22 protein-coding genes are annotated in these 26,725 nt (G+C 42.3%); 7 read left to right on the top strand and 15 right to left on the bottom strand.

The window, feature by feature from the left end; translation table 11 throughout:
* Positions 1–5: 5 nt before the first annotated feature.
* The 4 genes from HFD85_RS08660 to HFD85_RS08645 form a co-directional block, all read right to left on the bottom strand.
* A complete protein-coding gene (locus HFD85_RS08660; RefSeq protein ID WP_167607806.1) occupies positions 6–3,167 on the bottom strand; it encodes an efflux RND transporter permease subunit in 3,162 nt (1,053 codons plus the stop codon).
* A 10-nt stretch (positions 3,168–3,177) separates the two neighbouring features.
* Positions 3,178–4,335 (bottom strand): efflux RND transporter periplasmic adaptor subunit, encoded by a 1,158-nt coding sequence (locus tag HFD85_RS08655; RefSeq protein WP_167607803.1) that lies wholly within the window; start codon positions 4,333–4,335, stop codon positions 3,178–3,180.
* 147 nt (positions 4,336–4,482) lie between these two features.
* Complete coding sequence (locus HFD85_RS08650) at positions 4,483–5,070, bottom strand: DUF502 domain-containing protein (RefSeq protein WP_167607801.1); 588 nt, start codon at positions 5,068–5,070, stop codon at positions 4,483–4,485.
* Positions 5,071–5,146: 76 nt separating this feature from the next.
* Positions 5,147–7,363 (bottom strand): S9 family peptidase, encoded by a 2,217-nt coding sequence (locus tag HFD85_RS08645; RefSeq protein ID WP_167607798.1) that lies wholly within the window; start codon positions 7,361–7,363, stop codon positions 5,147–5,149.
* 249 nt (positions 7,364–7,612) lie between these two features.
* On the opposite strand from HFD85_RS08645, the gene HFD85_RS08640 reads away from it, so the two are divergent.
* Positions 7,613–9,724 (top strand): T9SS type B sorting domain-containing protein, encoded by a 2,112-nt coding sequence (locus HFD85_RS08640; protein ID WP_167607795.1) that lies wholly within the window; start codon positions 7,613–7,615, stop codon positions 9,722–9,724.
* Positions 9,725–9,738: 14 nt separating this feature from the next.
* Positions 9,739–10,671 (top strand): PorP/SprF family type IX secretion system membrane protein, encoded by a 933-nt coding sequence (locus tag HFD85_RS08635; RefSeq protein ID WP_167607778.1) that lies wholly within the window; start codon positions 9,739–9,741, stop codon positions 10,669–10,671.
* A gap of 63 nt (positions 10,672–10,734) precedes the next feature.
* On the opposite strand, the gene HFD85_RS08630 is transcribed toward HFD85_RS08635, so the two are convergent.
* Positions 10,735–11,685, bottom strand: coding sequence for an aldolase catalytic domain-containing protein (locus HFD85_RS08630; RefSeq protein WP_167607764.1), 951 nt, complete (start codon positions 11,683–11,685; stop codon positions 10,735–10,737).
* A 138-nt stretch (positions 11,686–11,823) separates the two neighbouring features.
* Positions 11,824–12,153 carry a chorismate mutase gene (locus HFD85_RS08625; protein ID WP_167607761.1) on the bottom strand — a complete coding sequence of 110 codons (330 nt, stop codon included), beginning with the start codon at positions 12,151–12,153 and terminating at the stop codon, positions 11,824–11,826.
* Between the two features lie 429 nt (positions 12,154–12,582).
* Between HFD85_RS08625 and thrS the strand changes: the two genes are divergently transcribed.
* From thrS to HFD85_RS08600, 5 genes are all read left to right on the top strand, one after another.
* The gene (gene thrS / locus HFD85_RS08620) at positions 12,583–14,532 is read left to right on the top strand and encodes a threonine--tRNA ligase (protein WP_167607758.1); all 1,950 of its coding nucleotides are present in this window, start codon (positions 12,583–12,585) and stop codon (positions 14,530–14,532) included.
* Between the two features lie 17 nt (positions 14,533–14,549).
* Positions 14,550–15,107, top strand: coding sequence for a translation initiation factor IF-3 (gene infC, locus HFD85_RS08615; protein WP_167609603.1), 558 nt, complete (start codon positions 14,550–14,552; stop codon positions 15,105–15,107).
* A 98-nt stretch (positions 15,108–15,205) separates the two neighbouring features.
* On the top strand, positions 15,206–15,403 hold the full coding sequence (rpmI, locus tag HFD85_RS08610) for a 50S ribosomal protein L35 (protein ID WP_038562273.1): 198 nt from the start codon (positions 15,206–15,208) through the stop codon (positions 15,401–15,403).
* Between the two features lie 137 nt (positions 15,404–15,540).
* Complete coding sequence (gene rplT, locus HFD85_RS08605; RefSeq protein ID WP_167607755.1) at positions 15,541–15,885, top strand: 50S ribosomal protein L20; 345 nt, start codon at positions 15,541–15,543, stop codon at positions 15,883–15,885.
* Positions 15,886–16,109: 224 nt separating this feature from the next.
* Positions 16,110–17,438: an MFS transporter gene (locus tag HFD85_RS08600; RefSeq protein WP_167607752.1), complete on the top strand. Its 1,329-nt coding sequence runs from the start codon at positions 16,110–16,112 to the stop codon at positions 17,436–17,438.
* A 126-nt stretch (positions 17,439–17,564) separates the two neighbouring features.
* On the opposite strand, the gene HFD85_RS08595 is transcribed toward HFD85_RS08600, so the two are convergent.
* From HFD85_RS08595 to HFD85_RS08555, 9 genes are all read right to left on the bottom strand, one after another.
* Positions 17,565–18,221: a response regulator transcription factor gene (locus tag HFD85_RS08595; protein ID WP_167607749.1), complete on the bottom strand. Its 657-nt coding sequence runs from the start codon at positions 18,219–18,221 to the stop codon at positions 17,565–17,567.
* A 9-nt stretch (positions 18,222–18,230) separates the two neighbouring features.
* Positions 18,231–19,469, bottom strand: a complete 1,239-nt coding sequence (locus tag HFD85_RS08590) for a sensor histidine kinase (RefSeq protein WP_167607746.1) — start codon at positions 19,467–19,469, stop codon at positions 18,231–18,233.
* A 117-nt stretch (positions 19,470–19,586) separates the two neighbouring features.
* The gene (locus HFD85_RS08585) at positions 19,587–20,057 is read right to left on the bottom strand and encodes a hypothetical protein (RefSeq protein WP_045026960.1); all 471 of its coding nucleotides are present in this window, start codon (positions 20,055–20,057) and stop codon (positions 19,587–19,589) included.
* A gap of 21 nt (positions 20,058–20,078) precedes the next feature.
* Complete coding sequence (locus HFD85_RS08580) at positions 20,079–21,914, bottom strand: V-type ATP synthase subunit I (protein ID WP_167607743.1); 1,836 nt, start codon at positions 21,912–21,914, stop codon at positions 20,079–20,081.
* Positions 21,911–22,519 (bottom strand): V-type ATP synthase subunit D, encoded by a 609-nt coding sequence (locus HFD85_RS08575; RefSeq protein ID WP_167607740.1) that lies wholly within the window; start codon positions 22,517–22,519, stop codon positions 21,911–21,913. The genes HFD85_RS08580 and HFD85_RS08575 overlap by 4 nt, the downstream gene beginning before the upstream one ends.
* Positions 22,519–23,007 (bottom strand): DUF2764 family protein, encoded by a 489-nt coding sequence (locus tag HFD85_RS08570; RefSeq protein ID WP_167607737.1) that lies wholly within the window; start codon positions 23,005–23,007, stop codon positions 22,519–22,521. The genes HFD85_RS08575 and HFD85_RS08570 overlap by 1 nt, the downstream gene beginning before the upstream one ends.
* A gap of 11 nt (positions 23,008–23,018) precedes the next feature.
* On the bottom strand, positions 23,019–23,624 hold the full coding sequence (locus tag HFD85_RS08565; protein WP_167607734.1) for a hypothetical protein: 606 nt from the start codon (positions 23,622–23,624) through the stop codon (positions 23,019–23,021).
* A 19-nt stretch (positions 23,625–23,643) separates the two neighbouring features.
* Positions 23,644–24,948, bottom strand: a complete 1,305-nt coding sequence (locus HFD85_RS08560) for a V-type ATP synthase subunit B (RefSeq protein WP_167607731.1) — start codon at positions 24,946–24,948, stop codon at positions 23,644–23,646.
* Entirely contained in the window at positions 24,945–26,720 is a 1,776-nt protein-coding gene (locus tag HFD85_RS08555; protein WP_167607728.1) for a V-type ATP synthase subunit A, read from the bottom strand. The genes HFD85_RS08560 and HFD85_RS08555 overlap by 4 nt, the downstream gene beginning before the upstream one ends.
* Between the last annotated feature and the right edge of the window lie 5 nt (positions 26,721–26,725).

Raw genomic sequence — 26,725 nt, 5'->3', positions numbered from 1 at the left:
GTGTTTTATTTTTTAGCATTGTTTTTTTGAAGTAACGCATCACGTTTCTTTTCGTATTTGGCTACTTTGCCAATAAACACAAACAACATGGGGTAGAGGAAGACTCCCAGCAACGTGGCAAGCACCATACCTCCCATAAGCGCCATTCCCATTACTTTTCGCGCTTCGGCTCCCGATCCGGAAGCAACAATCAGTGGGAAAATACCCAATATAAAAGAAAAGGCTGTCATTAAAATCGGCCGGAAGCGCGACCGTGCAGCTTCAATAGCGGCATCGAAAAGACTCTTCCCTTTATCAAATTCTTCCTTGGCAAACTCCACGATCAGAATAGCATTTTTTGCGGCCATACCGATCAACATCACAAAGCTCACCTGCGCGAAGATGTTGTTTTCGAATGAAAGACTCATGAACCTCGCAGCCCATAATGCGAACAAAGCACCGAAAATGGCAAAGGGTGTACCCAGAAGAATACTAAAGGGCAGCGACCAGCTTTCGTACTGTGCGGCCAAAATCAGAAATACAAACAACAGGGAGAATATCATGATAATTCCGAGCGATCCGGAAGCTTTCTTTTCCTGGTACGACATGGCGTTCCATTGATAGCCCATGTCTTCGGGCAGCACCTCGGCTGCTACTTCTTCCAGTGCATCCATGGCCTGTTTCGAAGTGAATCCAGCGGCAGGGGCACCTGTTACTTCCACGGCCCTGTAAAGGTTGAAACGGTTGGTGTATTCCGGACCTGAGATCGGCTCAATCGTTGTGAGTGTCGCCAGCGGAATCATTTCTCCGTTTTTGTTTTTAATGAAAAAACTGTTGATATCCTTCTCAGAAACACGGTACTCGTGTTCGGCCTGAATGTATGTTTTGTAAAGCCGCCCAAAGCGGGTAAAGTCGTTTACATAAGCACCTCCCATAAATGCCCCAACCGTGGTATAAAGATCGTTGAGTGAGATACCCATTTTCAGGGCTTTCTCCTTATCAATGTTCATATACCGCTGCGGAACACTTGCCTGGAAAGTGGTAAAAGCATTGGTTATTTCCTCACGTTGGTTGGCAGCCTGGATAAATTTCATAGCATTGGCAGCCAGGTAATCCGCAGAATTTCCACCACGGTCCTGCAACATAATACTAAAGCCGGATCCGTTTCCAAGTCCCGGAATTGCCGGAGGACCAAAGGCAAAAGCCTGAGCGCCCTTTATTGTCATTGCCAATCGCACATTTATTTCCTGCATTAGTTCTTTCACCGTTTTGTCACGCTCATCCCAGTTGATCAGACTGATAAACATGAACCCGGTATTGGTGGCCATAGCCCCCGATAAAAGGCTGAATCCGGTTGCATTTGTTACATATTCAACTTCGGGATACTCAGCCAGTATATCTTCGATCTGTTTGGCAACAACATCCGAACGCTGTAATGACGACGCATCGGGTAGCTGCATGTTTACAAAGAAATAGCCCATGTCTTCTTCAGGAATAAATCCACCCGGAACCAGTTTCCCGAATATGACCATGCCCACACACAATACCAGGATGAATACAATACTTCGTTTTATTTTGCGGGTAACAACGCTGGTGAAACTCATGTAGCTTTCGGTGGATTTGCCCATCCACTTGTTGAATTTGCCAAAGAACCAGCCTAAAGGACCTTTGTAGGGTTTTGGCTCCTTTAACAGGAGCGAGGCCAGTGCCGGGCTTAATGATAAAGCATTTACCGAAGAAACAAGTACCGAGACGACGATCGTAATCGCAAATTGTTGGTACAAACGTCCGGTAATACCGGCCATCCCTGCAACGGGGATAAACACCGCAACCAGTACAAGCGTAGTGGCAATTACCGGGGCTGTTACTTTTCGCATGGCATCCAATGTGGCTTCTTTGGCGTTCATACCATGCGAGATGTTTACCTGTACAGCTTCAACCACAACAATGGCGTCGTCAACCACAATTCCGATGGCTAACACCAGTCCGAGCAATGAAAGTACATTGACCGTAAATCCAAGCATCGGGAAGAAAATAAATGCTCCGATTAAGGAAACCGGGATAGCGATTGTTGGAATCAGGGTTGCCCGCCAGTCCTGGATAAAGATGAAAACCACCAGAATTACCAGAACCAGTGCGATGATCAAAGTTTCTATAATGTCGCTGATCCCCGCGTTAATGGCAGCAGTTGAGTCTAATGAAACATCGTATTTGATACCTTCAGGAAAGTTTCCTGATAAGCGGGCAATTTCAGCCTGTATTTCCGAAGCCAGCTCCACGGCATTTGATCCGGGTGCCTGGTAAAGAGCAATAATCGAACATTCTTCGCCATTAAGGCGGGTAAATGCACTGTAGGTTTCAACACCGAGTTTGATTTCGGCAATATCCCTGAGTTTAACCTGGGCTCCGTCATCTTCAGTTCTAACGATGATCTCGCCAAATTCTTCGGGAGAGTTAAAACGTTCGGGCATGCGCACCGTGTAGGTGAATTCTGTTCCGGGAGGAGCAGGTTCTGCACCAAATTTTCCACCGGGAACAATGGCATTTTGCTGGTTAATGGCATTCAGAATTTCAGGAATGGTAATTCCGATAGACGCCAGACGATCGGGTTTTACCCAGATACGCATGGAGTAATCTGATGCTCCGATCACATTCACACGGCCAATTCCTTTAATACGTGCCAGCTGATCTTTTATATTGATGAGTGCATAGTTGCCTAAAAAATCCTGATCGTAACGACCATCCGAAGTCAGGGTGATCAGCATTAGAATATTTGGCAAAGATTTTTCAGTGGTTACCCCGAATTTTTTTACCGATTCCGGGAGTTTGGCAGTGGCTGCTGAAACCCTGTTTTGAGCCAGAACCGTGTTCATATCAGGGTCGGTACCCACTTCAAATGAGATTTGTATGTTCATCGATCCATCGTTGGCGTTGGTCGATTTCATATAGATCATGTTATCCACACCGTTGATCTGTTGTTCCAGTGGTGTGGCCATCGATTCTTCCACGTTGAGTGCATTAGCACCGGTGTACGTTCCCCTAACCTGTACGATTGGAGGGGTGAGGTTAGGGTACTGCTCAATCGGAAGACCGCTTAGCATTACAAAACCAACTATTACAATCACAATGGCAATTACCATTGCAACAATTGGCCTGTGTACAAAAAAGTTACCTTTACTTTCCGACATATCTTCCGTTTTATTTTGAACTTACCTGACTCTCGAACTCAACTACTACCGGCGAAACAACCATTCCGTTTCTCACTTTCTGAATGCCTTCCAATACAACTTTATCACCGGCATTCAGTCCGCTGTTAATCAGCCATAGGTCACCGATTTTTGTGCCGACAGACACAAAACGCGTTTCTATTTTGTTTTCATCGGTAACCACAAAAACCGAATATTGTCCCTGCAGTTCTTTTACGCACTGCTGAGGAATGATCAAAGCATCGCTGTGAGTTACAGGAATACGCACTTTAGCATATTGTCCGGGTCGTATTATCCGCTGAGGATTTTCGAATACTGTTTGTATCAGAATCGTTCCTGTACTGCTGTTTACGCCGCGGTCGATAAATGTAACATGCCCTGTATGGTCGTGTATGGAACCATCTGCAAGTACCAGCTCGAGATTATCATTGTTGTAGCGACTTTCATCAAATACATCTTCACCATTGGTAACTTTTTTTACCAATTCCAAATACTGATTTTCGGGGAGAAAGAATTCCACAAATATTTCGTCAATTTTCGAAACAGTATTTAGCATTACGTGAGGCGCCTGACCTACGAGTTCACCAACTTTCGACAAAGATTTACCGATGATACCGTCGATGGGAGATTTTACCTGTGTATAGCTTAAATTGATTTGCGAAATTTCGAGGTTAGCTTCAGCGGCTTCAACCATCGATTGCGCAGCATCATATTGAAGTTGTGCGGCATCCAAATCAGCCTGGCTAACCGCATTTGTTTCGGCCAGTGGTTTGTAGCGTTCCAGATCGCTTTGTGCTTTTGCAAACCGCGATTTAGCCTCTGCCAACTGACTTTGTTTGGCGGCAACCTCGGCACGGTATGCCTGCTGGTCAATCGTATAAAGCAACTGGCCCTTTTTTACCGGAAATCCTTCACGAAAGTGAATGCCTTCGAGGAAACCGGGGACACGCGCTCGAATTGAGATATCCTGATAACCGTATACTTCGCCAACAAAATCAACTTTGTCGATAATGTCTTTCTGAACCACCTCAACAACTTTTAATTGAGCCGGAGGCATTTGATTTTGTTTGCCATTTTCACAACCAACGAATATTACGATGGCAAAGAGGGCAAAAAAGAATTTGCTTCTGAAAAAGTTTGGTCTATGCATTTTATTGAGTATTTAAAGTCGATTTTCCTCTATGCAATATAAAAATTTTAAACAGAATTATTGTTTAATAATCCGATTTTGTGCGTGTTAAAATAGACTGTGATTTTAGAGTTCGTCAAATCACAGGAATCAATAGTCGACAAATGTTTAGTTGATCTGTGCGGTTTTTTCAACACGGGTTACTCCTGCTGAAACTACAAATTTCATAGCATCGGCCGGTGAAACCGATACAGGCTGAACTCGATCGCGGGGAACAATATACAATTCACCTGAAAAATTATAGGAATGCGGAAAATAAACAGCAGTCATCTCTTCAAGATCGAATTCTTCCAGCGAATCCTTGGTTATAAATCCGAGCTTCCAGAGGTTGTTTTCCTGGTTGAAAAGTACTTTAACGGGAACATTGAATTTTTTCTCGTTCCCGACAAAAGCTGAAAACAAATCATTCAGAGCTGAATATAAAAGGTTTAAAAGCGGAATGCGGCGGATGAGATTTCCCGCCAGCTTTTTTATTGGGCGAACTAAAGCAGTCTGACCGATAAATCCGAGCAACGTAACTGAAGCTACAAGTATTACTATTCCCAAACCGGGTATATAAAAACCTATCAGCGGTTCGAGGTTATGTACCAGCCAGCCATCGACTCGTACAAAAACCGCGTATAATATGTAAATGGTAATAACAATGGGGGCAACAAGAATGACTCCCTGAAAGAAATAACTGCCTAACTTCTTCATTTTGGATTCGATTTAGTTTCAACCTTTGAGTGAAATTAAATCTTTTCTGAAAAAATCAGGCAGTTATCAGCATTTATTATTGCAATTGCTCCTTCAGGAAATTGGTCATTTTCGTATACAGGTGCATGGTGGTATTGCCACCGCGTATGCCATGGTTCCGGTTGGTGTAAATGGCCATATCGAATTGAACACCGGCCTGCACCATCTTTTCGGTCATTTCGAAAGTATTCTGAACGTGTACATTGTCGTCGGCCGAACCATGAATGATCAGTAGTCTGCCTTTGATATCACCTGCATGGGAGAGGGGCGAATTTTCGTCGTAGCCCGCGGCATTCACCTGCGGTGTGCGCATGTAACGCTCGGTGTACACCGAATCGTAAAAACGCCAGCTGGTGACAGGTGCAACAGCAATTCCGGCTTTAAATAAATCGCCACCCTTTTCCATCGAAAGCAGCGTCATGAAACCGCCGTAACTCCATCCCCAAATTGCCATATTATCAGCATCGACATAAGGCAAGGTTGTGAGGTATTTTGCAGCCTCTACCTGATCGTCTGATTCGTATTTACCTAATTGCATGTAGGTTACCTTACGGAAATCTTCGCCCCGGGCGGCAGTCCCGCGCGGATCAACGCAAACTACCAGAAATCCTTCCTGTGCGAGGTATTCATTCCAGCCAACTCCACGTCCCCACGAATCGGTGACCTGTTGCGAATTTGGTCCGCTGTATTGTGTCATTACAACCGGGTATTTTTTTGATGGATCAAAACCGCCGGGTTTTATCATAAATCCATTTAATTCGATGCCTTCAGAAGTTTTAAAAGTGAAGAATTCCTTTTGGGGAACATTCATTAATCTGACCGTGTTTTTCAGTACTGTATTATCCTGAAGAAAACGAAGTTGCGTATTCTTTTTTGTTTCGTGCAAGGTAACGTAATTCGGCACGCTGGCGCTACTGTAATAATTCACGTAATAACCAAAATTCGCACTAAAATCTGCCTTGTTCGTGCCTTCCAGTGTCGACAGTTTTCCCTTTAACTTTTTATCCTGACTGATGTAATAAACTTCACGGCGTAATGGCGATTCGGCAGCAGCCTGGTAGTAATAAAGGCCTTTTTTGGCATCGAAACCATAAAATGCCGTCACATCGAAATCGCCTTCGGTAATCGGACCTATTTCAATGCCTTCCTTATCGTAAAGGTAAAGTTGTGACCAGCCGTTTCTTTCACTAAGCACAACAAAGTTTCCATTTTCGAGGAAAGTAAAGGCACCCAGAAAATTGTAATCGATATAGCGGTCGTTCTTTTCTGTCATGGCTTCACGTGTTTCGCCGGTGTAGGGATTGGCAAACAAAACGTCCAGCTGATTTTGCAAACGATTCATGCGCATTACAACCAGGTCGTTATTCGGCGACCATTTCAGGCGGGGCACATAAATATCGGTTTCTTCGCCAATATTTACAGGGATGCTCATTTTTGTTTTTAGCTCGTAACTCATTACCTGCACCACCGAGTTTTTCTCTCCTGCTTTGGGATATTTAAATGTTTCTTCTCCCGGATAAAGCTTGTACTGGTCGTAAGTTGGAGTCATCCCGGCATACATGGTCATAGAGAACTCCGGCACTTCACTTTCGTTAAATTTTATGTAGGCCAGAAACTCGCTGTTTGGCGACCACCACATAGTCGTATTAAAACCGGTTGGAGACATGAAATCACCAAATTCTTCCTCGTAAACCCAATCAGGCAAACCATTGATAATCTTATTTTTTTCGCCATCGAAAGTGGCCTGGCTGGTACTCCCGAATTTCAGATTTTTAATAAAGATATTATTGTTTCGAACGTAAGCTACACGATCGCCGTTGGGAGAGAACATGGCTCCCTGTTGTGGCCCGTCCACAGAAAGCGCCGTCAATTCTTTAGTTACCGAATTCCATATGTAATATTCTGCGGTGAATGAATGACGATACACTGCCTTTTTGTTGGTGGTTAGCAATATTTTGGTTTCATCATCGCTAAAGGTGTAATCCACAAACGATTCAATAGGGGAGTCTTCAACTTTTGTAACATCAAAAATTACTTCCAGTTCTTCGCCTGTTTCGTAGCTGTATTTTACAATCTGTGTTCCATTTTCCATGGTCGTGTAATGAATGCCATTATTCATCGATCGCAGACCTTCTACCGAATAGGTACGAAAGGTTCCGTTAACAAAAATATCTTCAAGAGTGATCTTTCGGCTCTCTTGTGCTGCGAGCGAAAAACCGACGGCAAGTAATAACAAAATCAATATCTTCTTCATAAAACCAATGATTATATAATTTTAGATTTCTGTTCCAAACTCAACAAAAATAGAAAAAGTTTAACCATTCTTCGAGGCATGAAAAGGTATTAAAAGTTAAAAAACAGATTTTGACGTATTTGGAATTACAAGACAAAAATATTTAGGTAAATTGTAACTTTACCAGTATTGATTTAAGAACCGCCTTTGGGTAGTTTGTATTGTTTCTAACAACTGTTTGTATTTCGATACTGCAATAGGCTTAATTGTATGAGGGTTTGTATTTCAGTGTTTTTTCTGTTTGGCATTTTCTTTGGTTTTTGTAATCTGGCAATTGCTCAATCCATTGACAAAAAGAACATTGGCTTTGAGGCGGGGAATTTTAATGGTTGGATTGGTTATCAATGGAGATACAGTACGGCATCTGATGTTTCTTCGAGTTTTAACACCTTGCCAACTGCGGTTCCTATTCCTTCTTCGCGGCGGCATGTTATTATTTCCGACAAGTCGGCTTACGATCCCAACACAGGAAATAAACTCAAAATGATCCCTGATGGATACAAGTATTCTGCCCGCCTGGGATGTGAGATAGCGAACGATGTAAGTCCACGATGCTGGCAGCAAAGTTTGCGCTATACCATGAAAGTGGATACCTCAAATGCATTTTTACTGATGAAATTTGCCTGTGTGCTGCAATATTCAACATCGCATGATAACATCACCGAAATGGAACCACATTTTCAACTTACCCTTTACGATAAGGATAACAATACCATTGATGACTGCTCGAATTACGATGTTTTTTCTTCAGGAAATATGGACGCTGAATTTCGGAGTTATACCCCATCTGGTAATCAAAGTACGGTTAAATGGCGGGATTGGACAACTGTTGGCGCGGACCTGAGTGCGTATATCGGAGAAGAAATTACGATTGAGTTTTTAACTGCCGACTGTACCGGGCATTACCATTACGGCTATGCGTATTTTGTGGTCGACTGCATGCCGTTATACATTACGGTTGACTACTGTACCGATGATTCCTACGCTACTCTGGAGGCACCTGATGGTTTCGAAAACTATCAGTGGCTGAGTAATGACAATACAACTGTTATTGGCGCTGAACAAAACCTGCTTGTTGAAAACCCGAACGAAGGGGATCTGTATTATTGCACAATGGAGTCGGAAACAGGTTGCGAAGTAAGCCTTTCATCAACCATTGCGAGGTATGAGCCAAAGGCCGGTTTTTCGTGGAGAATGATTGATTGTTTTTCGAATGAGGTTGAATTTGTAAATGAGTCAACTACCAACAACGGTTCGTTAAGTTACTCGTGGGATCTCGGTGACACTACCTCAAACCAGAAAAGTTTTACCCATAAATTTGCAACCTCCGGATTACATCAAGTTGGCCTGATCATTTATAATCCTCCATCGGGGTGTACTGATACGATTTACCAAACAGTTGAATCCTTTTCGCCACCCCTGGTCGGATTTATCGGTGATACAACTTATTGCCCTGAACTGGAAACTGAATTAGAAGCCTTTGGCGCCTACAGTTACAAATGGAGCACGGGGGTTACTTCGGAGGAAATTACTGTTGGTGCTCCGGGAGGAGATTACTGGATGCTCGGATTCTCGTCGAAAGGATGCATTTCGGATACGAACTATTTTAGCATTATGGAAGAACCTGACTGGTATTTTGATTTAGTGGGAGACAGTAATCTTTGCGCCGGCTATACTGTTAAACTTTCAGCTACTGGCGCAGTTGCTTACAATTGGAACACCGGTGAATCTACTGAATATATACATATTGACCAGGGAGGAATATACAAGGTTGTTGGAACCAATTTGAGGGGATGTATACAGGAGCGCAGCATACAAGTTTTGGAAGTTAAAAATCCTGAATTCGATTTTTCGGTTTCTCCTGCCACAATAAACAAGCGCTACAATGTTGTGGAATGTGTTGCGCATTCCGACAGCGATTTGGTTTACAACTGGGATATGGGCGACGGAACAATCTCTGCCAGCGCCCAGTTTAGTCATTCTTATACACTCACGTCGGAATTAAAAGCAATTCCGGTGAATGTTACCGCAACCAATATGGCGGGCTGCTTTACACAAAAAGCCACCGAGGTGATTGTAGAGCCGTTTGTACCGAATGTATTTACACCAAACAACGACGGGATTAACGATCTTTTTATGCCCGGATACGATATTGAGGTTTTCGACAGGCACGGGGTGATTTTTTATACAGGAATTGATGGCTGGGACGGACTGTATCAAGGTAAATATGCCGATCCTGATACTTATTTTTATGTGCTGAGGTACACCGATGCTGATGGTGAAGATCAAGTTCGAAAAGGTTACACAACACTGGTAAGGTAAATCCGGCAAATAAGATGAAAAGACTACTGTTATTTTTTGCCGGAATCCTGATGTTTAGTGTTCAGAGTAAGGCTCAAACCGAACTGGGAACAACAAGCCACTGGTATAACCGGGCCAATTACAATCCGGCGTCCATTGCCCGTCCGGGTTACATTTACTTTTTTTCGAATTACCGGAAACAATGGTCGGGTATCGATGGTGCGCCAACGGTATACAACCTGCAGGCTTCAGGCTTTTCTGAGAAACAAAACTCTGCTTTCGGTATTTCAATGGTTCGTGATGAAATAGGTTTGACAACCGCGATAAATCCAACCTTTCAGTATGCATATCGCATAGGTTTAAAAGAAAATCTTGACCTTTCGCTTGGCCTGGCAGCCGGCTTCTATTCCCGAAGGTTGAATGCTTCTGCTTACGATCCTGAAGTAGTTGACGATCCTGCACTTGATTACACCGACAAGCGTTTTACTTCGCCCGATGCCAACTTCGGACTCGAGCTGGAAGGAAAGCATTTTATTGCGGGGCTTTCATCTTCACACTTGTTTGCCCTTTGGAATCCTGACGATGAATACCTGATCACAAATCACCAATATGTTTACGCCCTGTACAAAAACACGGATCCGGAGCTTTACAACCTCACGGCCGGCATTCAACTTTCGAGACGAAACAATGTAACTGTTTTTGAGGGCACCGGAATTATTCGAATTAAAATGCCAACAGGCTTACAAAAAGGTCCGAGAGAACTTCTTGACCTCGGACTAACTTATCGCTCAACAAACCAGGTTACACTGCTAACGGGATTGAATATCACACGAAATTTTCGGATAGGATACACCTATGATTTTAACTTTGGAATTGAATTGAATGGTAACGGCACGCACGAAATTGTTTTAGAGTACCGGATTCCGTTAAAGCTTACGCGCTACACCAATTACATTTGGTACAACTGATGCAAAAAAAACGCCTTCCGATAATTTCCGAATGGCGTTTTTTGATACATTTTATTCAATAACTTATTCTAAAAGTTCGTAGTCGTGCATTTCTTTCATAAAAGCAACAAAATCATCTTTTCGTTCCGAATCCATCCATTGCATGGCACTTCGCGGGTGTTCATTTAACGCACCGGTTATCAGGTATGGAATATGATAACCCCAGTCGATTTTATCCTGCCACGGTTTAACATGGGTTTGAATGGCCTCCAGCAAAGGCAGCAAACGGTATTTCGGATTTTTTAGAAAAGCAATTAGTGTTTCGGTAGGGCAGTTGCCGGCTCCGCGCCCCATTCCAAGTAAGGTGGAGTCGAGCATTGTAGTATCATTCATCAGCGCGGTAATGGTATTTGACATGGCCAGTTGCATGTTGTTGTGGGCATGTATTCCCAACTCTTTTCCCGGCAGAGCTTTTTTATACTTCTTTACCAGGTGCTCAATGCTTTCACAATACAGACTTCCAAAACTATCCACAACATAAATAACAGGCACTTTCGATTTCGCCAGATCGGCCAACGCTTCATCCAGTTCTGCTTCGTTTACTTTTGAAACTGCCATTAAATTAATGGTTACTTCGTAGCCTTTATCCATGCAATGCTCGGCCAGCCAAACAGCTTTATCTACCTGGTGAACGTAACATGCAACCCGTATCATATCGAGTAAACTTTCATTTTTGGGTGGAATATCTTCCGGAGCAATACGGCCAATATCCGCCATTGCAGATAGTTTTAGATTTGTGTTGTTGTCGCCAACAATACGTCGTAAATCTTTGTCGTCGCAAAATTTCCAGGGACCGACTTCATCCCTTGAAAATGCGAATTCGCTACTTTTGTAGCCAATTTCCATGTAATCGACACCCGCTTCAACGCAGGCTTTATAAACACCTTTTACAAATTCGTCGCTAAACTGCCACTTGTTCATCAATCCTCCATCGCGAACGGTGCAGTCCATCACTTTAATATCAGCCTTGTACATATTTTCAATTTTCCGGTTTTGGTTTATTCCTTCAATTTAATTGAAGCTGTTTTAGTTACTATTATTTTCAGTTCAGAGCCTGAAATCTGAGAATGAAGCAGATTTTCCGTCTGTCAGCTTCGATCTTCCGACCATGCTCTATTTACTTTCAGTTCCGGTTTGTTTAATTTTATTATTCAGCAATTCCAACTCATGCTGTATGTTTCGGTCAATAAGTACCGTGTACATTTGTTTGATTGTAATTGGATCCAGACCACTTTCCTGAGCCCATTCGCCGCGCTGGCGAATAACAAAATCTTTGCGTTCCGCGGCAATCACACCTTCTTCGTCGTTTTTAAAACCTACAACGGCCTCAACATACTTTAACCGTTCTGCGAACAGGCGAATGATCTGATGATCAATTTTATCAATCTCAACGCGTAGCTCTTCGAGCGAATTACACTGATTCGGATTTTTTAGGTTCATCATAGTTGATGTTTAAATCAATTTCCCGATTTGCTGTCGCCACAAATAACGGAATATTTTTTCCAAATTAATAACAATTTAAAGCTGTTTGCTTGTATTTAGATTGAATTTAAAATATAAAACCGATTTGTTATTACAATTGTTAAGTATTTCTGATTTTGGAATGTGTAAATTGAATTACGTGAAAAATCAAAAAACCAAGCGTTTGAATCCAGCATAAAACTTATGAGATACCAGGTGTTGAAAATAAGGTTAAAATAAACGGAATGAAATCTTCTGAAAGATTGAAATATTAAAGGATTGATTATCTTTGTCCCCACTTTTTAAATTAGAAAAAGAATAGTAAAACTGTTCGCCTGAAAGATTGTTGTAAGGTATTGAAAGCAGAAACGAAGCAGCACTTCCCGCGAATTGAAAAGAAATAAAAACAGAATGATTAAAATTACACTTCCCGATAAAAGCGTACGCGAATTCGAAGAGGCGGTAAATGGTTATGAGATTGCCAAATCTATTTCAAACAGTTTGGCAAAAGATGTTTTGTCGATATCGGTTGATGGACAGGTTTGGGATCTGACGCGTAAAATCGACCATGATGCACAGGTAAAGCTGAACACGTGGGACGACAGGGAAGGAAAAGATACATTTTGGCACTCGTCGGCACACTTAATGGCCGAGGCGATTGAATCATTCTATCCGGGTACAAAATTCGGAATAGGGCCAACTGTTGATACCGGGTTTTATTACGACGTTGCTCTTCCCGAAGGAAAAGTGATTTCGGAAAAAGACCTTCAGAAGATTGAGCAAAAAATGCTTGAACTGGCTCGCCAGAAAAACGACATCGTACGCGAAGAGATATCGAAAGACGATGCACTGGCGATGTTCACCAATAAAAACGACGAGCTGAAACAGGAACTGATCAGCGAACTGGAAGACGGAACCATCACTTTATACAAACAAGGTAATTTCACCGATTTGTGTCGCGGGCCGCACCTGCCGAATACAGGTTACATTAAGGCCATTAAACTAACTTCGATTGCCGGAGCATACTGGCGTGGCGACGAGCACAACCAAATGCTGACACGTATTTACGGTGTAACTTTTCCAAAGCAGAAAATGCTGGAAGAGTACCTGGTTATGGTGGAAGAAGCCAAAAAACGTGACCACCGCAAAATTGGTAAAGAAATGCAACTGTTCACGTTCTCAGAAAATGTTGGACAGGGCTTGCCATTGTGGCTGCCGAAAGGAGCTCAATTGCGCGAACAACTGGAATCGTTCCTGAAAAAGGTTCAGAAGAAACACGGCTACGAACAGGTAATTACTCCCCATATCGGAGATGTGAAACTGTATAAAACTTCAGGCCATTTTCAGAAATACGGAAAAGACTCCTTCCAACCGATAACAACACCGGCAGAGGGAGAGGAGTATCTGTTGAAACCGATGAACTGTCCGCACCACTGCGAAATTTACAAAGCATGGCCGCGTTCATATAAAGACCTTCCGGTTCGAATGGCTGAATTTGGTACAGTTTATCGTTACGAAATGAGTGGCGAATTGCACGGTTTGACCCGTGTACGTGGCTTTACTCAGGACGATGCACACCTTTTCTGCCGTCCCGACCAGGTAAAAGAAGAGTTCAAAAAAGTAATCGATATTATTTTTATCATTTTCAAAGCCTTGAGTTTTGAAAACTATACAGCTCAGATTTCGTTGCGCGATCCGGCAAAACCGGAAAAGTACATCGGATCGCCTGAAAACTGGGATAAAGCAGAACGTGCGATTATTGAAGCTTGCGAGGAAAAAGGGTTGAATACCGTAACCGAACTCGGAGAAGCTGCTTTCTACGGACCAAAACTTGATTTCATGATCAAGGATGCACTTGGAAGAAGCTGGCAGTTGGGAACTGTGCAGGTGGATTACAACCTGCCGGAGCGATTCGAGTTGGAATACATTGGATCTGACGATAACCGTCACCGCCCTGTAATGATTCACCGCGCGCCGTTCGGATCGATGGAACGCTTTGTGGCTGTGTTGATTGAACACACCGCCGGTAAATTTCCTTTGTGGCTCACACCCGAGCAGGCTGTCGTTTTACCAATAAGTGAAAAGTATAACGATTATGCTAAAAAAGTTTCAGATTTACTAAATAATTACGATATTCGCACCGTCGTTGACGAGCGTAACGAAAAGATTGGTAGGAAGATACGCGACAACGAGCTGAAAAGAGTTCCTTATTTGTTGATTGTTGGCGAAAAAGAAGCCGAATCAGAAACCGTTTCGGTACGTCGACAGGGAGAAGGCGACAAGGGCTCGATGAGCATAAATGAATTCGCTGAATTCATAAACAACGAAGTAAGAGAACAACTATCAGGATTGTATAACTAACTAAGGAGGAACGTAAAATAGCTATTAAGAGAAGAGGTCCAAAGTTTCAACCGAGAAGAGAACAGGAACCACAACATCGGATTAACCAAAAGATCAGAGTGCCGCAGGTACGTTTGGTAGGGGATAACATCGAAAATCCCGGAGTATTCCAACTGCGCGAAGCACTGCAACTGGCCCAGGAGTTAGAATTGGATTTGGTGGAAATTTCACCAAAAGCCGATCCGCCGGTTTGTAAGATCATTGATTACTCGAAGTTTCTTTATCAACAGAAAAAGAAACAAAAAGAGATGAAAGCCAAAGCCACTAAAATTGTGGTGAAGGAAATCCGATTCGGACCACAGACCGACGAGCATGATTTCCAGTTTAAATTACGTCATGCCGAAAAGTTCCTGAAGGAAGGTGCAAAAGTGAAAGCCTTTGTATTCTTCAAAGGACGGTCGATCCTGTTTAAAGAACAAGGCGAGATTTTGTTGCTACGTCTGGCAACCGAACTCGAAGAGCTTGGAAGTGTTGAACAGATGCCTAAACTGGAAGGCAAACGAATGACGATGTTTATTTCACCTAAAAAGAAATAAGACCCGTTTGGGGCTTGTTTCCGGGTGTTTGAAGGAGTTAAATCCCGGGCACCTGATAAATTGTAGTTCTTTGATAACATTTTAATTAAGTAGGAATTATGCCAAAAATGAAAACGAATTCCGGAGCTAAAAAACGCTTTAGATTAACCGGAAGTGGTAAAATTAAAAGGAAACACGCCTACAAAAGTCATATTCTGACTAAAAAGAGTACAAAACGTAAGCGTAATTTGACTTATTGGACAACAATCGATAAGACAAACGAAAGCAACGTTAAACTTTTGTTGTGTATGAAATAGTCGTCTTTTGACGATTGGTTCATTTATCCTTTTAAAGAGAAGGTAAAAAAAGTTATTAACCAGATCATTGTGCTTTAAAGTATCTCCACCTGTCGGTTGACAAACGGAGAGCGCCGATTATCGAAAAAGTAAAAAGTATGCCAAGAAGTGTAAATCATGTAGCATCACGTGCCCGGAGAAAGAAATTACTGAAAAAAACTAAAGGTTATTTCGGGTCGCGTAGTAACGTTTGGACGGTTGCAAAAAATACCTGGGAAAAAGGTCAGCAGTATGCATACCGCGATAGAAAAGCAAAGAAAAGAACATTCCGTGCATTGTGGATTCAGCGTATTAACGCTGCAACGCGTCTTGAAGGAATGTCGTATTCACAATTCATGGGATTGTTGAAAAAGAACGATATCGAGATCAACAGGAAAGTATTAGCCGATTTGGCTATGAACCAACCTGATGCATTCAAAGCTATCGTTGCAAAAGTAAAATAAGACTACTGAATTTTTTAGGTGAACTACATACAAAGCCCGCTGGAATTATCCGGCGGGCTTTTTTTATCAAATAAGTACATTCAGCAACAATTAATCAAAAAAAATGTATCTTAGAACGGGTCATGAATTGCGTCATTATTATTTAGTACAGGAAACAGTTATAGAAACAAACAACAATTTTTCTTAAACTATAAAGAATTACTAAACCTGTAACTAATTGAAGTATGAAAGAAGTGAATCAAAAGAGGCTGTTTGTAGCGAGTTGTCTGGCCTTACTCGTAACCGCAATTACATTTGCCATCCGCGCAAAAATCGAGGGTGTTTTTAGTACCGATTACGGATTAACAAAAGAAGAAGTAGGTCGTGCACTGGCGCCGGCTTTCTGGGGTTTTGCCATTGCCATGTTTGCCGGAGGGTACTTTATCGACATTGTTAAAACAAAAACCATTATTTGGCTGGCATTTGCAATGCATCTCATAGGAATTGTACTGTTATTACTTGCGAAAGATTACACATCACTTTTTATCGCCAATGTGTTTATTGGTCTTGGTAACGGTAGTGTTGAAGCTGCCTGTAATCCTTTAGTGGCGACGCTATTTCCTAATAATAAAACTAAAATGCTTAACCGTTTCCACGTTTGGTTTCCGGGTGGAATAGTAATTGGGGGAGTACTGGCCTGGTTGATTATGGACCAGATAAATCTTCCTTGGCAGGCCTTGGTTGGCTTTTTGTTTATTCCGCTTGCATTGTACGGATTTTTATTCTTCGGACAGCCAATACCGGAGACCGAACGTGTGGCTTCAGGTGTTAGTTACAAAGAAATGATGAGAAATATTGGTGCCCCCGTTACCATTACCTTGGCAGTAATATTTATGATAATGGTAGCTAATATTTCACCGATTTCTGATGCAATTACTTCAAATTATGCTTATCCGGTAGCGATTGTTGCGATAGTTGCTGTATTTATTATAATTGAAGGAAAAGTTGTAAATAAAATCAGCTTACTGTTTCCGTTTGTATTTTTCTGCATGTTACTAACGGCATCAACCGAACTTGGTACAACGCAGTGGATCAATGCATTACTTGAGACGAATGGAATCAGTCCGATGATTATTTTGGTAGTTGTTACCGGAATAATGGCAGTCGGGCGCTTTTTCGCCGGAAGTTTGGTTCACCGCTTGAATCCACCCGGAGTATTGCTTGGATCTGCACTGCTTTCCACCGCGGGATTACTTCTTTTAAGTGTTTCGCAGGGACCGATAACGACTTTGTTGTCGGCAGCAGTATTTGCAGTAGGAGTGTGTTACTTCTGGCCTACAATGATTGGAGTAGCATCAGAATACATTCCCAAAAGTGGAGCTTTGGGTATGTCAATACTTGGAGGCGCCGGTTTTGTTGCTACCTCAATGGTGCTACCTATAATGGGTAAATCTATTGAAACTGCCGGCCCGCATATCACACTACGAAATATGTCTGTTTTACCGATAATATTAATTGTAAGCTTTATACTGCTTTCGGTAATTATTAACAGAAAAAACACAGCTCAGCAATAGTTGTTTTGAAATAGTATAATTGGGAGCCTTTACAGATTTTGTAGGGGCTTTTTTTTTTGCCTGGATGCAAGCAAGCCTTATAATAGCAATTTTGTACTTTAAATCGATTATTTTAGTAATAGGGGGTTAGTCAAGCGAAATAAGTTGGTTTTTAAAAGCATAAATAACCAGGTTAACAGTGTTAAAAGTTTCTGTTTTTTGAAAGAGGTTACTTTTATGTTTCTCTATTGTTTTAGGACTTAAATGAATTCGTTCGGCAATTTGCTCATTATTTAATCCTTTACAAATCAGGTCTAAAATTTCTTTTTCTCGCAAAGTAAACTTTTCAAATTGTTGTTCGCCCGACTTACGCTCTTTGTCTTTATGCAAATTGCGCGAAATTACTTTTATGATTTCCGAAGAAAAATAACTTCCACCGGCGGCAACCTTTTTTATGGCTTTTTCAAAATCCTCAATGTCCGAGCGTTTTAGCATGTAGCCTTCTACTCCGGCTGAAATCATTTGCTCAATATATTCATCGTCAGCAAAAGATGTTAGTGCAATAACTTTTAGCTCAGGATACTTCTTCAAGGCTTGTTTTGTTGCCTCAATGCCGTTCATTTTTGGCATATTGATATCCATTAAAACAATGTCTGGTGCAACATTTTCAATAAGTTCCAAAAATTCTTCACCATTTGCTGCCTGTCCGACAACCGAAACAAAGTCGAAATTACTTAACAACAAGATCAAACCATCTCTGAAAATTTTATGGTCATCAACAATAATAATCTTCGTTTTTTCCATGGTTGTAGGTTATAAATTGAAACTTAGCATAATTTCCACTCCTTTTCCTTCGCCGCTTTTGAACTCATATTTTCCACCAAACGACTCAATGCGGTTGATAATATTTCGTAATCCCATTTTCTCTTCGTCAGATTTATGAATTAGATCAGGATTAAATCCTTTTCCGTTGTCGCGATACAGTATAATTACTGTCCTTTTAATCCGTTGAATGTCGATGTATAATTTTGATGCGTTGGCGTGTTTAAGTGTATTGTTGATTAATTCGCTACAAATGCGGTACACGTTTAGTTCCATATTCTGATCTAACTTGATTTCAGAATTTGTTGAATTTACCACGCAGGAAACTTCTCCAATATCGTTTATTTTGTCGCAGAGTATTTCTAGCGATTTTATTAAACCGTATTTATTAAGAATTGATGGATTTAAGTTGTTTATTGTAGCCTCCAGGTTTTCTAAAGCTATACCCGATAGTTCTTTAACCTGAACCAGACTTTTGTTTTCGGAATTATTTGTGCAGTCTTTTTCGATTAATTTTATAAAAAGAGCAATGCTCGAAAGTATTGAACCCAATCCGTCGTGCAGGTCGGCTGCTATCCTTTTTCGCTCTTTATATTCCACCTCAAGCGCTCTTAGTGCCTGTTGTTTTTCAATAGCGTTATACGAATTGATTATTCGATAGATTAAAAATATACATACCACCAACAGAAAAAAGGTTAGCAGCACCAGCGTAAATACCCGTTGTCTGAATCCTGTATTTTCGCGTAAGATATAATCATGAATCTTTCTGTCCAGTTGCTGGTACGAAAGCTGAAAATCACGGTATTCATTTAATAGTGATTCGTTAAAACCCTCAGCATTATTTTGAAGTATTGCTGATACATTATTCTGTAACTGTTTTACTTGTAGGGAAACTACTTCAAGCGATTGTCGAAGTATGGCTTCGCGGTTTCCTTTATATTTTTCTGAAATAAGTGAATCGAGTGAGGAGATGTATATATTGGTTTTCGTAAAACAGTTTAAGATCGTTGATTTTTTGGGAGAGTCGTTTAGTAAAAGATAGTCATCCAGAAATATTCGGCTGTGTGAAATTTCGAGGTCGATGTTTTTTGATAGTTCCAGTAATAAAAGGTGTTCACGGTCGAGACGCAAACTTTTTATGGAGGTGTAAATAATTCCGGTACAGGTTATTGTTGTGAATATTATAATGGCCAATAAGACCCTTCCGCGAAATAATATCTTTAAACTCATTTAGTAAATTCAACGATTTCTTTTGATAAAGATATTCAATTGTATTTACATATATAAAATAAAATCCCCCGCCGAAAAACAGCGGGGGAATATTATAGTGTCATACTTTGCGTATTATTAAGCACTCGGAATGCCTCCCATACCAAATACCATGGCAAGAAGTGCAACAGTTTCGATGATACCCATGGCGGCTATGTACATACCCGATCCCTGTTTGTCATCAACAGCTAAGTTGGCACAAGCTGCAGCACCCACACGTCCCTGCATAATTGCAGAGGCAGCAATGGCAATACCTACAAAAAATGCCCAGATCATCTGGTTGGTATAACTGTCGGGACTCAGGTTTGCACCTATCATCGAATTCATAAAAATCATACCATAAATTACCTGGCTTAATGGCATACCTACCATTGCCAAAGCCAGCGAAGGAAGTTTTTTCTTATCTCTGATCGATTGTTTCCAAAGCCCTAAAGCTCCCATGCCTGCAATACCGGTTCCAATTGCTGAACCTACACCTGCAATACCCAGAGCAATAGCGTGTCCGCCAAAGCCTGTGACTGTTGTTGCTAAAATTGTTGTTAAAGTCATTTTTATACTATTTTAAAAATTTTATTGTTTGTTGTCCTTCAAATTGAAGGGTTTATATTCATTTCCTGAAAACTCAACTTCGGCGTGCCCGGCGTATTCGAGCATGTTTAAGCGTACGCCATGAACCAGCACTGCCATTGCCGCCAGAATCATATTTAATCCGTGTCCGAGAATTAATACCAACACAGCACCAATTCCGGAAGCCACGGTTGTTATACCATCGCCAATAGCCATTTGGTTAAAACTTGCTGCCATTAATACAGTTGACAGACCAACTGCATAAAGCCGGATGTACGAGATAATGTCGGAAAAACCGTTGATGATGCTGAGTGGTAAATTACCGATGGATGAAAGCATGCCTTTAAAGAAGCTTGTTCCCGGTTTTGAGAACAAAGCCACAAGCACTGCGCCACCAATAAACAGCCAAACCATTAAGCCCGGAGCTTCAATGCCCAGTACCATTTGGTTTACAATAAGGTATAAGCCCCAGATAATAGCTATCCAGCCGAATTGTGCAATGGCCCTTACGCTGTTATTAAATTTCCATGCGACCTGAAGGTGTCCAACCGTAAGGTGAACTGCACCAATCAGGAACATGATTTTTTGTATAATCAGGTTGTCGCCACCAAAGCTGGCCAGTGCGTCAATTTTTAAGCTGCGCAGCACCGGTAGTTCGGCAATTGCTTCCGATCCGAAATAGGTTCCGGTTAACACACCCCAAAACATAATCGACACCGAAAGTGTATAGATCAGACCAAACTCAATCTGTTTGGCGAATTTTTTCTTCCGGTGGGCCAAAAAGGTGATCAGCAAGAATACCAGACCGTAGCCGGCGTCTCCTACCAAAATTCCGGTAAAAAAGGTAAAGAATACCATAAATACCCGGGAAACATCCATTTCCTTGTAGCCCGGAACCAGACCCATAAAATCCATAACCGGCTGAATGCGTTGTGCCCATTTTGGCGTTCGCACAAGGGTAGGGACCTCTTCCTCTTCTTCCGGTAAAGGATCCTCTATCACATAACCCCAATGACGTTTTTCTGCTGTTTCAATAAATTCGTCAACGTGTTCCAGCGGAATAAAACCTTTCCAGAAACGAACGTGTTTATCCACAGCCAAACCTCCAAACTGCACATTCCGAACATCAAAACGACGCAAGCGTTCTTTTAATCCGTCTTTCAGCACGGCTTTCTGGGCGTGTAACTGAAGTAAAAACTCCTTGTTACTTTCCAGGTCCTTAATGGTTGCAGCTAATAATTCTTTTGCATTTTCATACTCGTTCTGCGGAAAAGGTAGTGCTTCCATATCCAGCAACCGTTCGCTGGCATCCTTGGTTAATAAAATAACCTGGTTCAGATCCGAGAATTTGCCACCAACCTGTATGTCATCACGATCGGATACTTTTTTTAAGTCCTTGTCGTCAAGCAGATAGGTTTTTATCCAAATTCCTTTATCGTTGAGGTCTTTAATATCCTTTAGGGTAATATTTCCCCAATTCTCGAACCACCTTATGTCGCTGGTTAGGTTGAGTTTAATATTTTCCAGTTCCAGCCGGTGGTTTTCAGCATCCAGCACCTTTTCCATCAGAAAAACCGCTCCCCGTTCCAGTTTCGAGTAATCCGGAATTTCCTCATTTTTTTGGCCGGAATACTGCTCATTATCGTATTGATTCAGAACCTCGATGGCATTTTTGAGCTGTTTTATCCGGGCATCAACACGTTCAATCGATTCGTGTTTTGCCGGTTGCAAAGGCGCAATGTGTAACACTCCAAGCTCTCCCAAAGCGGTAAGCTCGGCATCAATATCATCGGCCGAGTCGGGCATAAACAGCATCAGTTTCTTCATTTCTGCTATCATAAGCTGCCCTCCTTTTGTTTGCTTGTTTTAACCACTTTCGCCGTTGCAATTGTAAGACGTTCGTCGTCCTGCAGCTTCTGACCAATTTTACGGATGGCCAGTTTTGCATTCGGAATTCGTCGATTTTCGAACAGTTTTACCCGTGCACGCACATCCAGCAGTTCTTCTTCCAAAAGTTCGATTTGTTCTTTCAAACACTCGATTTCGGCCAGCAGTTGCAATTGTACCTGCATCAGTTCAATGGCATCGTCAACCCACAAAGGGGTGTTGTCGTTAATTGGCATTACGTTAAAGTCAACCTTAACGAACTGCTGAACACGAACTCCGGCCACATCAATGGTTTTGGTTACTATTTTATTCACCGAAATAAATTCATCGATGTTTACCCACGAGTCGCTCATAACGGCCGTCCATGGTTCTGCTGCCTTTCGGTTCTTTTCAATCTCTTCGCGAATTTGCTCAATCCGTTCAGCGATGGTATTTATCGTTGCCATCAACGATTTTTCCATCGCTTCAAACAACGGCAGCATCCTTTCCGAAACCTTCAGAATTTTCTTCTGACGGGCCCGTTCTGTTTTTGTATATTTTATTTTTATACCTGCCATTATTTACCCTCCTTGTTTTTCCCCGGATTTACCACCGATGCCAATACTTCGGCACCTTTAATTTCATCGAAGGAATACAATCTTTCCACCAGCTGAAGTTTTAGTTTGTACACCAAAACTTCGGTTAGGGTGAATGTTTTTCCGGCCTCAATGTCCTGCAATTCTTCCCATTGCCACTGCAAGATATTCCTCTCGCGCTCCATGGGATTTCCGCGCAGCAACGAATTTGGCATCCGTTCCGGCTTCGGCTGACGGTTTTGCGCTTTGGCCGTTCTAACTTCTGAAAGATCTTCCTTAATACTGTTTAAAAGCGAGGAAATGCTTTTTACTCCAACCTTAGCATCCAATTTCTGAATATCAACCGATTGCAGCGCCTTAAAATGTCGTGAAGACAGCTGGCGTTTTGCGTCATCGTTAAATTCATCGATTGTAATCGGAGGTGCCTCTCCCAGGGACAACGATGGCAAACTGGTCATAAGATAAACCATGTTTGACATATTTAATCCTCCTGGCTTTTAATGATTCGGTCAACTAAATCCTTGTTGAGTAAGGAAAATAAACCACTCTCAATTTCTTTTGAGCTTACTACGAAACTGATTCCGTCTTTGTCGGTCGATTTTACCTTTATTTTGGCTTTACTTGCCGAAAGTGGTTGTAAAGTTACCTCTTCCAGAAGTGCCTCTTTTAATAAAAATGCTTCCATTTCTTTGTGCAACTCCGGCGGTACTTTTATCGATTTTTTTCCTGAAATCGAATCGATCACAACTTTTAGCAGTTCTTGCAGGTATTCTTCCTGACGGAATAAAGTTTTGCACTCTTTCCCAAACACCTTTTTCAGGTGGTTTAAGATGGTTATTTTTGTGGCTTCAACCATATCGCGCGAAGCCTGAGCAATGGCTTTTTCTGCATTTTTTTCGGCTTGCGCAGCTTTTGTCTCAGCTTCTTCAACAATTTTTTTGCTGGTAGCTTTTGCTTCGGCAATCAGTTTTTCGGCTTCCTGCTTTGCATTTTCAATTATGCGTTGTTTCTCTGCTTCGCCGGCATTAACACCCTGCTCTTTTAGTTTGGAAACAATTCCTTCCAGGTTTTCTTTATTTTTTGTCATCTCTTTTTCCGATTAGTAGTTAGTTCCAATATTGCTCGATCAGTTTTTTACTCAACCCTGTTTCGGTTGGTTCAAAATGTCGTTTTAAAATATCCCAGCATTTGTCTAATGCGGCTTCCAGCTCGATGGGTTCTCCAAATGGTTCTTCCATATTCGCTATAAAATCTTCGCGGTAACGCAGCAGTTTTTGCGAGAATGTATCGTTTGCTGCACCAACTTCAGCTGCTTCGTATGCTTTTTCAGCATCGGCAAGCAACGATGCCATTGCCGTCATAATAGGACGGTGATCATCTCGGGTAGTGTCGTTAACCTGCTGCTTTAAACGCGACAGCGAACGTGCCAGTTTCAGCTTGCCATTGTCAAGGAAAAACTGTCCCTCGGTAATATAACCGGTATTATCCGGAACCGGATCTTCAAGCGATTCAAGCGTTGTTGCCCCGATAATAGTTATCGAACCGGCGCCTTCAATGTCGGCAGCTACCTCGTAACGTTTGGCCAGTTCTGAATACAACGAACCCGGATAACCCTGCAACGAAGGAATCTGATCCTGATAGTTGGCAACGTTACGCAAAATGTTCGACCAGTTGGTCATGTCGGTTAGCAGTACCAACACGTCTTTTCCCTGATCCGCAAATTCGCGCGATACACTTAATGCCACATCAGGTAACATAAGGCCTTTAATCTGCGAGTCGCCGGCAAGGTGAGTAAACATGATCGTTTTATCGATATTGCCCGATTGCGATAACTGCTCTTTGAAGTAGTGGTACTCGTCGAATTTCAAACCAATACCGGCAAAAATAATAACATCGGCCTGTGCACCCTGTGCAATCTGCGAAAGCAAACGGTTGTAAGGCTCTGTAGGACCGGCAAAAATTGGAATCTTTTGCGATTTTACCAGCGTATTAAATACATCAATCATCGGTATACCTGTCCACAGTGGTTGCTTGGGAACCAAACGAACCGTTGGATTTAAGGTATCTAAACGCGTTGAAACATATTTGTCGAAAATAATTTCCGGGCCACCGTCGGCCACATCACCAATTCCATCGAAACGACGGCCCAGCATATTGTACGAGAAACCTGCAGTTAGCGGAACCTCGTGCATGCGTATTTTTGTTTGTGTGCTTAAACCCTGCGTTCCGTTAAACACCTGGAAACGCGTTGAGTCTTCGGTAATATTAATGGCTTTGGCAAACGAAAGACTTTGGTTGGTTCCGGCCTCCAGCAATTCTACCACGTGGTTGAGTGCTACACCCGGATTTCCTTCAACCGAAATCAGTGCTTTACCAACTTCGCTAATTCTGTTTATTTCTTTTCGTATCATAGTGTGTACTCTTCTTGTAAAATAAATTGTTCAACTTTTTGTGGAAGAACGGCCATTTTGTCGATGGTTTGTGCAGATAAGTTCCAGTCTTTCCACCACTGGCGCAGTTCATCAAATTTTGCCTTTACCATTTCTTTTACTTCTTCATCTTCCTTGTCGTCCTGCGCAAAATTGATGGTACTATCGATAAGTTTCTGAACGGCCTCGTTAATAACGATCAGGCGTTCAGGTCGGGTACACGCATCCAGTTTGTGGAAAGCGTTTTGCTGCATTACACAGAAATCGATAGTGAGTCCTTTTTGATATAGAACATATTTCTCCACCGGAACCTTTTTCAAACCAATGGTACTGATGGTTTGATCGATACCATTTGCTTCGTAAAGCGTTTGAAGCATTTTATTGCGGTCGTCCCACGAAATAAAACTGTCGTACACCGATGATGTGTATGAAAGCGGATCGATTGCCGGGTATTTTTTTGCATCGGCACGGTCCTGCGACAATCCCCAGAAACCACCCGTTGCATCCATTGTTGCCTGCGTTACCGGTTCCTGGAAGTTACCACCTGCAGGCGAAACTGTTCCGATAAAAGTTAGCGAACCGCCTGTGCCCTGATCGGCACCGGCACGCTGATACATTCCTTTAATCTGATCAGGGATATCCATCGGGAAAGCCTCCGGGCCCGGAATATCTCCCTGGCGGCCACTTCGCTCACGAAGTGCCTGTGCCCAACGCGAAGTTGAGTCGGCCAAAAGCACCACATTGTATCCCTGGTAGCGGTAATATTCGCCAACGGTTAGTGCAATAAACACACTGGCCTCACGCGCTGCAACGGGCATCGAACTTGTATTCCCGAAAATACACATACGGTTCATCAGCGAATCGCCGGTTGACGGATCTTCCAATTCGGCAAAATCTTTAAACACCTCAACAGCCTCTCCGGCACGTTCGCCACAGGCTGCCATAATAATAATATCAGCTAAAGCATATTTACACAGCGAGTGTTGCAATACGGTTTTTCCGGCACCAAAAGGACCCGGGTTTCCAACCGTTCCGCCATAACTAACGGGGGCAAGTAAATCGATAACACGCACTCCGGTAGAAATTGTTTTACTCGGGATAGCGCGATCCTTGAACGGAATAGGGGATTTAACCGCCCATCGGAATGCCAGTTTTAACTCGTGTTTTACGTTTTGACTGTCGGAAATAACAGCAACGGTTTCGGTAATATTCACCTCGCTTTTTTCGATAATGCTTTCCACCTTGCATTTGCCAAAATTAAAAGGTACCAAAATGCTGTGAGTTAAACGTCCTTCAGGAACGGTACCGATGGCATCGCCACCATTTACTTTGTCGCCAACTGCTACCGATGGGGTAAATTCCCACAATTTTTCTTCATCAAGTGCCGGAGCTTTCATGCCGGGCACCAGGTAAGCATTCTGTTCGCCCAGTTTGTATAAGGGATTTTGCAGTCCGTCCCAAATACTGGTTAGCAACCCCGGACCCAGAAGTACCGATAAGGACTTGCCTGTAAATTCAACCTGATCGCCAATCTGAGCACCTGTTAAATCTTCAAACACCTGCATTTCCACAATCCCGGCATCCGAATTCCTGGGGTCGGGTGCAATCTGTAAAACTTCGGCTTGTAACGACTTACCATCTACTATAACGTTGGCAGTTTCACCCATTATCACATTTCCGTAGAATCGTGCTTTCACCAACGAATCCTGAATGGATATGAGTTTGCCTGTTCTGGTTTTATTATTTTTTATCATAATCT

It is taken from the genome of Maribellus sediminis (assembly GCF_011799805.1).
In the GTDB taxonomy this organism is placed as follows: Bacteria; Bacteroidota; Bacteroidia; order Bacteroidales; family Prolixibacteraceae; genus Draconibacterium; species Draconibacterium sediminis_A.
Note: the sequence above shows the minus strand (reverse complement) of the source record. Positions and strands in the feature narration are given on the sequence as shown.

Bases quoted from the DNA above. Each gene is read 5' to 3' on its own strand.
- HFD85_RS08625 (WP_167607761.1), bottom strand. From the start codon at position 12,153: ATGATGAACCTAAAAAATCCGAATCAGTGTAATTCGCTCGAAGAGCTA.
- HFD85_RS08660 (WP_167607806.1), bottom strand. From the start codon at position 3,167: ATGTCGGAAAGTAAAGGTAACTTTTTTGTACACAGGCCAATTGTTGCA.
- HFD85_RS08650 (WP_167607801.1), bottom strand. From the start codon at position 5,070: ATGAAGAAGTTAGGCAGTTATTTCTTTCAGGGAGTCATTCTTGTTGCC.
- HFD85_RS08585 (WP_045026960.1), bottom strand. From the start codon at position 20,057: ATGACTTTAACAACAATTTTAGCAACAACAGTCACAGGCTTTGGCGGA.
- HFD85_RS08555 (WP_167607728.1), bottom strand. From the start codon at position 26,720: ATGATAAAAAATAATAAAACCAGAACAGGCAAACTCATATCCATTCAG.
- HFD85_RS08635 (WP_167607778.1), top strand. From the start codon at position 9,739: ATGAAAAGACTACTGTTATTTTTTGCCGGAATCCTGATGTTTAGTGTT.
- HFD85_RS08640 (WP_167607795.1), top strand. From the start codon at position 7,613: ATGAGGGTTTGTATTTCAGTGTTTTTTCTGTTTGGCATTTTCTTTGGT.
- HFD85_RS08580 (WP_167607743.1), bottom strand. From the start codon at position 21,914: ATGATAGCAGAAATGAAGAAACTGATGCTGTTTATGCCCGACTCGGCC.
- HFD85_RS08590 (WP_167607746.1), bottom strand. From the start codon at position 19,469: ATGAGTTTAAAGATATTATTTCGCGGAAGGGTCTTATTGGCCATTATA.
- HFD85_RS08645 (WP_167607798.1), bottom strand. From the start codon at position 7,363: ATGAAGAAGATATTGATTTTGTTATTACTTGCCGTCGGTTTTTCGCTC.
- thrS (WP_167607758.1), top strand. From the start codon at position 12,583: ATGATTAAAATTACACTTCCCGATAAAAGCGTACGCGAATTCGAAGAG.
- HFD85_RS08600 (WP_167607752.1), top strand. From the start codon at position 16,110: ATGAAAGAAGTGAATCAAAAGAGGCTGTTTGTAGCGAGTTGTCTGGCC.
- HFD85_RS08630 (WP_167607764.1), bottom strand. From the start codon at position 11,685: ATGTACAAGGCTGATATTAAAGTGATGGACTGCACCGTTCGCGATGGA.
- HFD85_RS08570 (WP_167607737.1), bottom strand. From the start codon at position 23,007: ATGGTTTATCTTATGACCAGTTTGCCATCGTTGTCCCTGGGAGAGGCA.
- HFD85_RS08565 (WP_167607734.1), bottom strand. From the start codon at position 23,624: ATGACAAAAAATAAAGAAAACCTGGAAGGAATTGTTTCCAAACTAAAA.
- rplT (WP_167607755.1), top strand. From the start codon at position 15,541: ATGCCAAGAAGTGTAAATCATGTAGCATCACGTGCCCGGAGAAAGAAA.
- HFD85_RS08575 (WP_167607740.1), bottom strand. From the start codon at position 22,519: ATGGCAGGTATAAAAATAAAATATACAAAAACAGAACGGGCCCGTCAG.
- rpmI (WP_038562273.1), top strand. From the start codon at position 15,206: ATGCCAAAAATGAAAACGAATTCCGGAGCTAAAAAACGCTTTAGATTA.
- HFD85_RS08655 (WP_167607803.1), bottom strand. From the start codon at position 4,335: ATGCATAGACCAAACTTTTTCAGAAGCAAATTCTTTTTTGCCCTCTTT.
- HFD85_RS08595 (WP_167607749.1), bottom strand. From the start codon at position 18,221: ATGGAAAAAACGAAGATTATTATTGTTGATGACCATAAAATTTTCAGA.
- HFD85_RS08560 (WP_167607731.1), bottom strand. From the start codon at position 24,948: ATGATACGAAAAGAAATAAACAGAATTAGCGAAGTTGGTAAAGCACTG.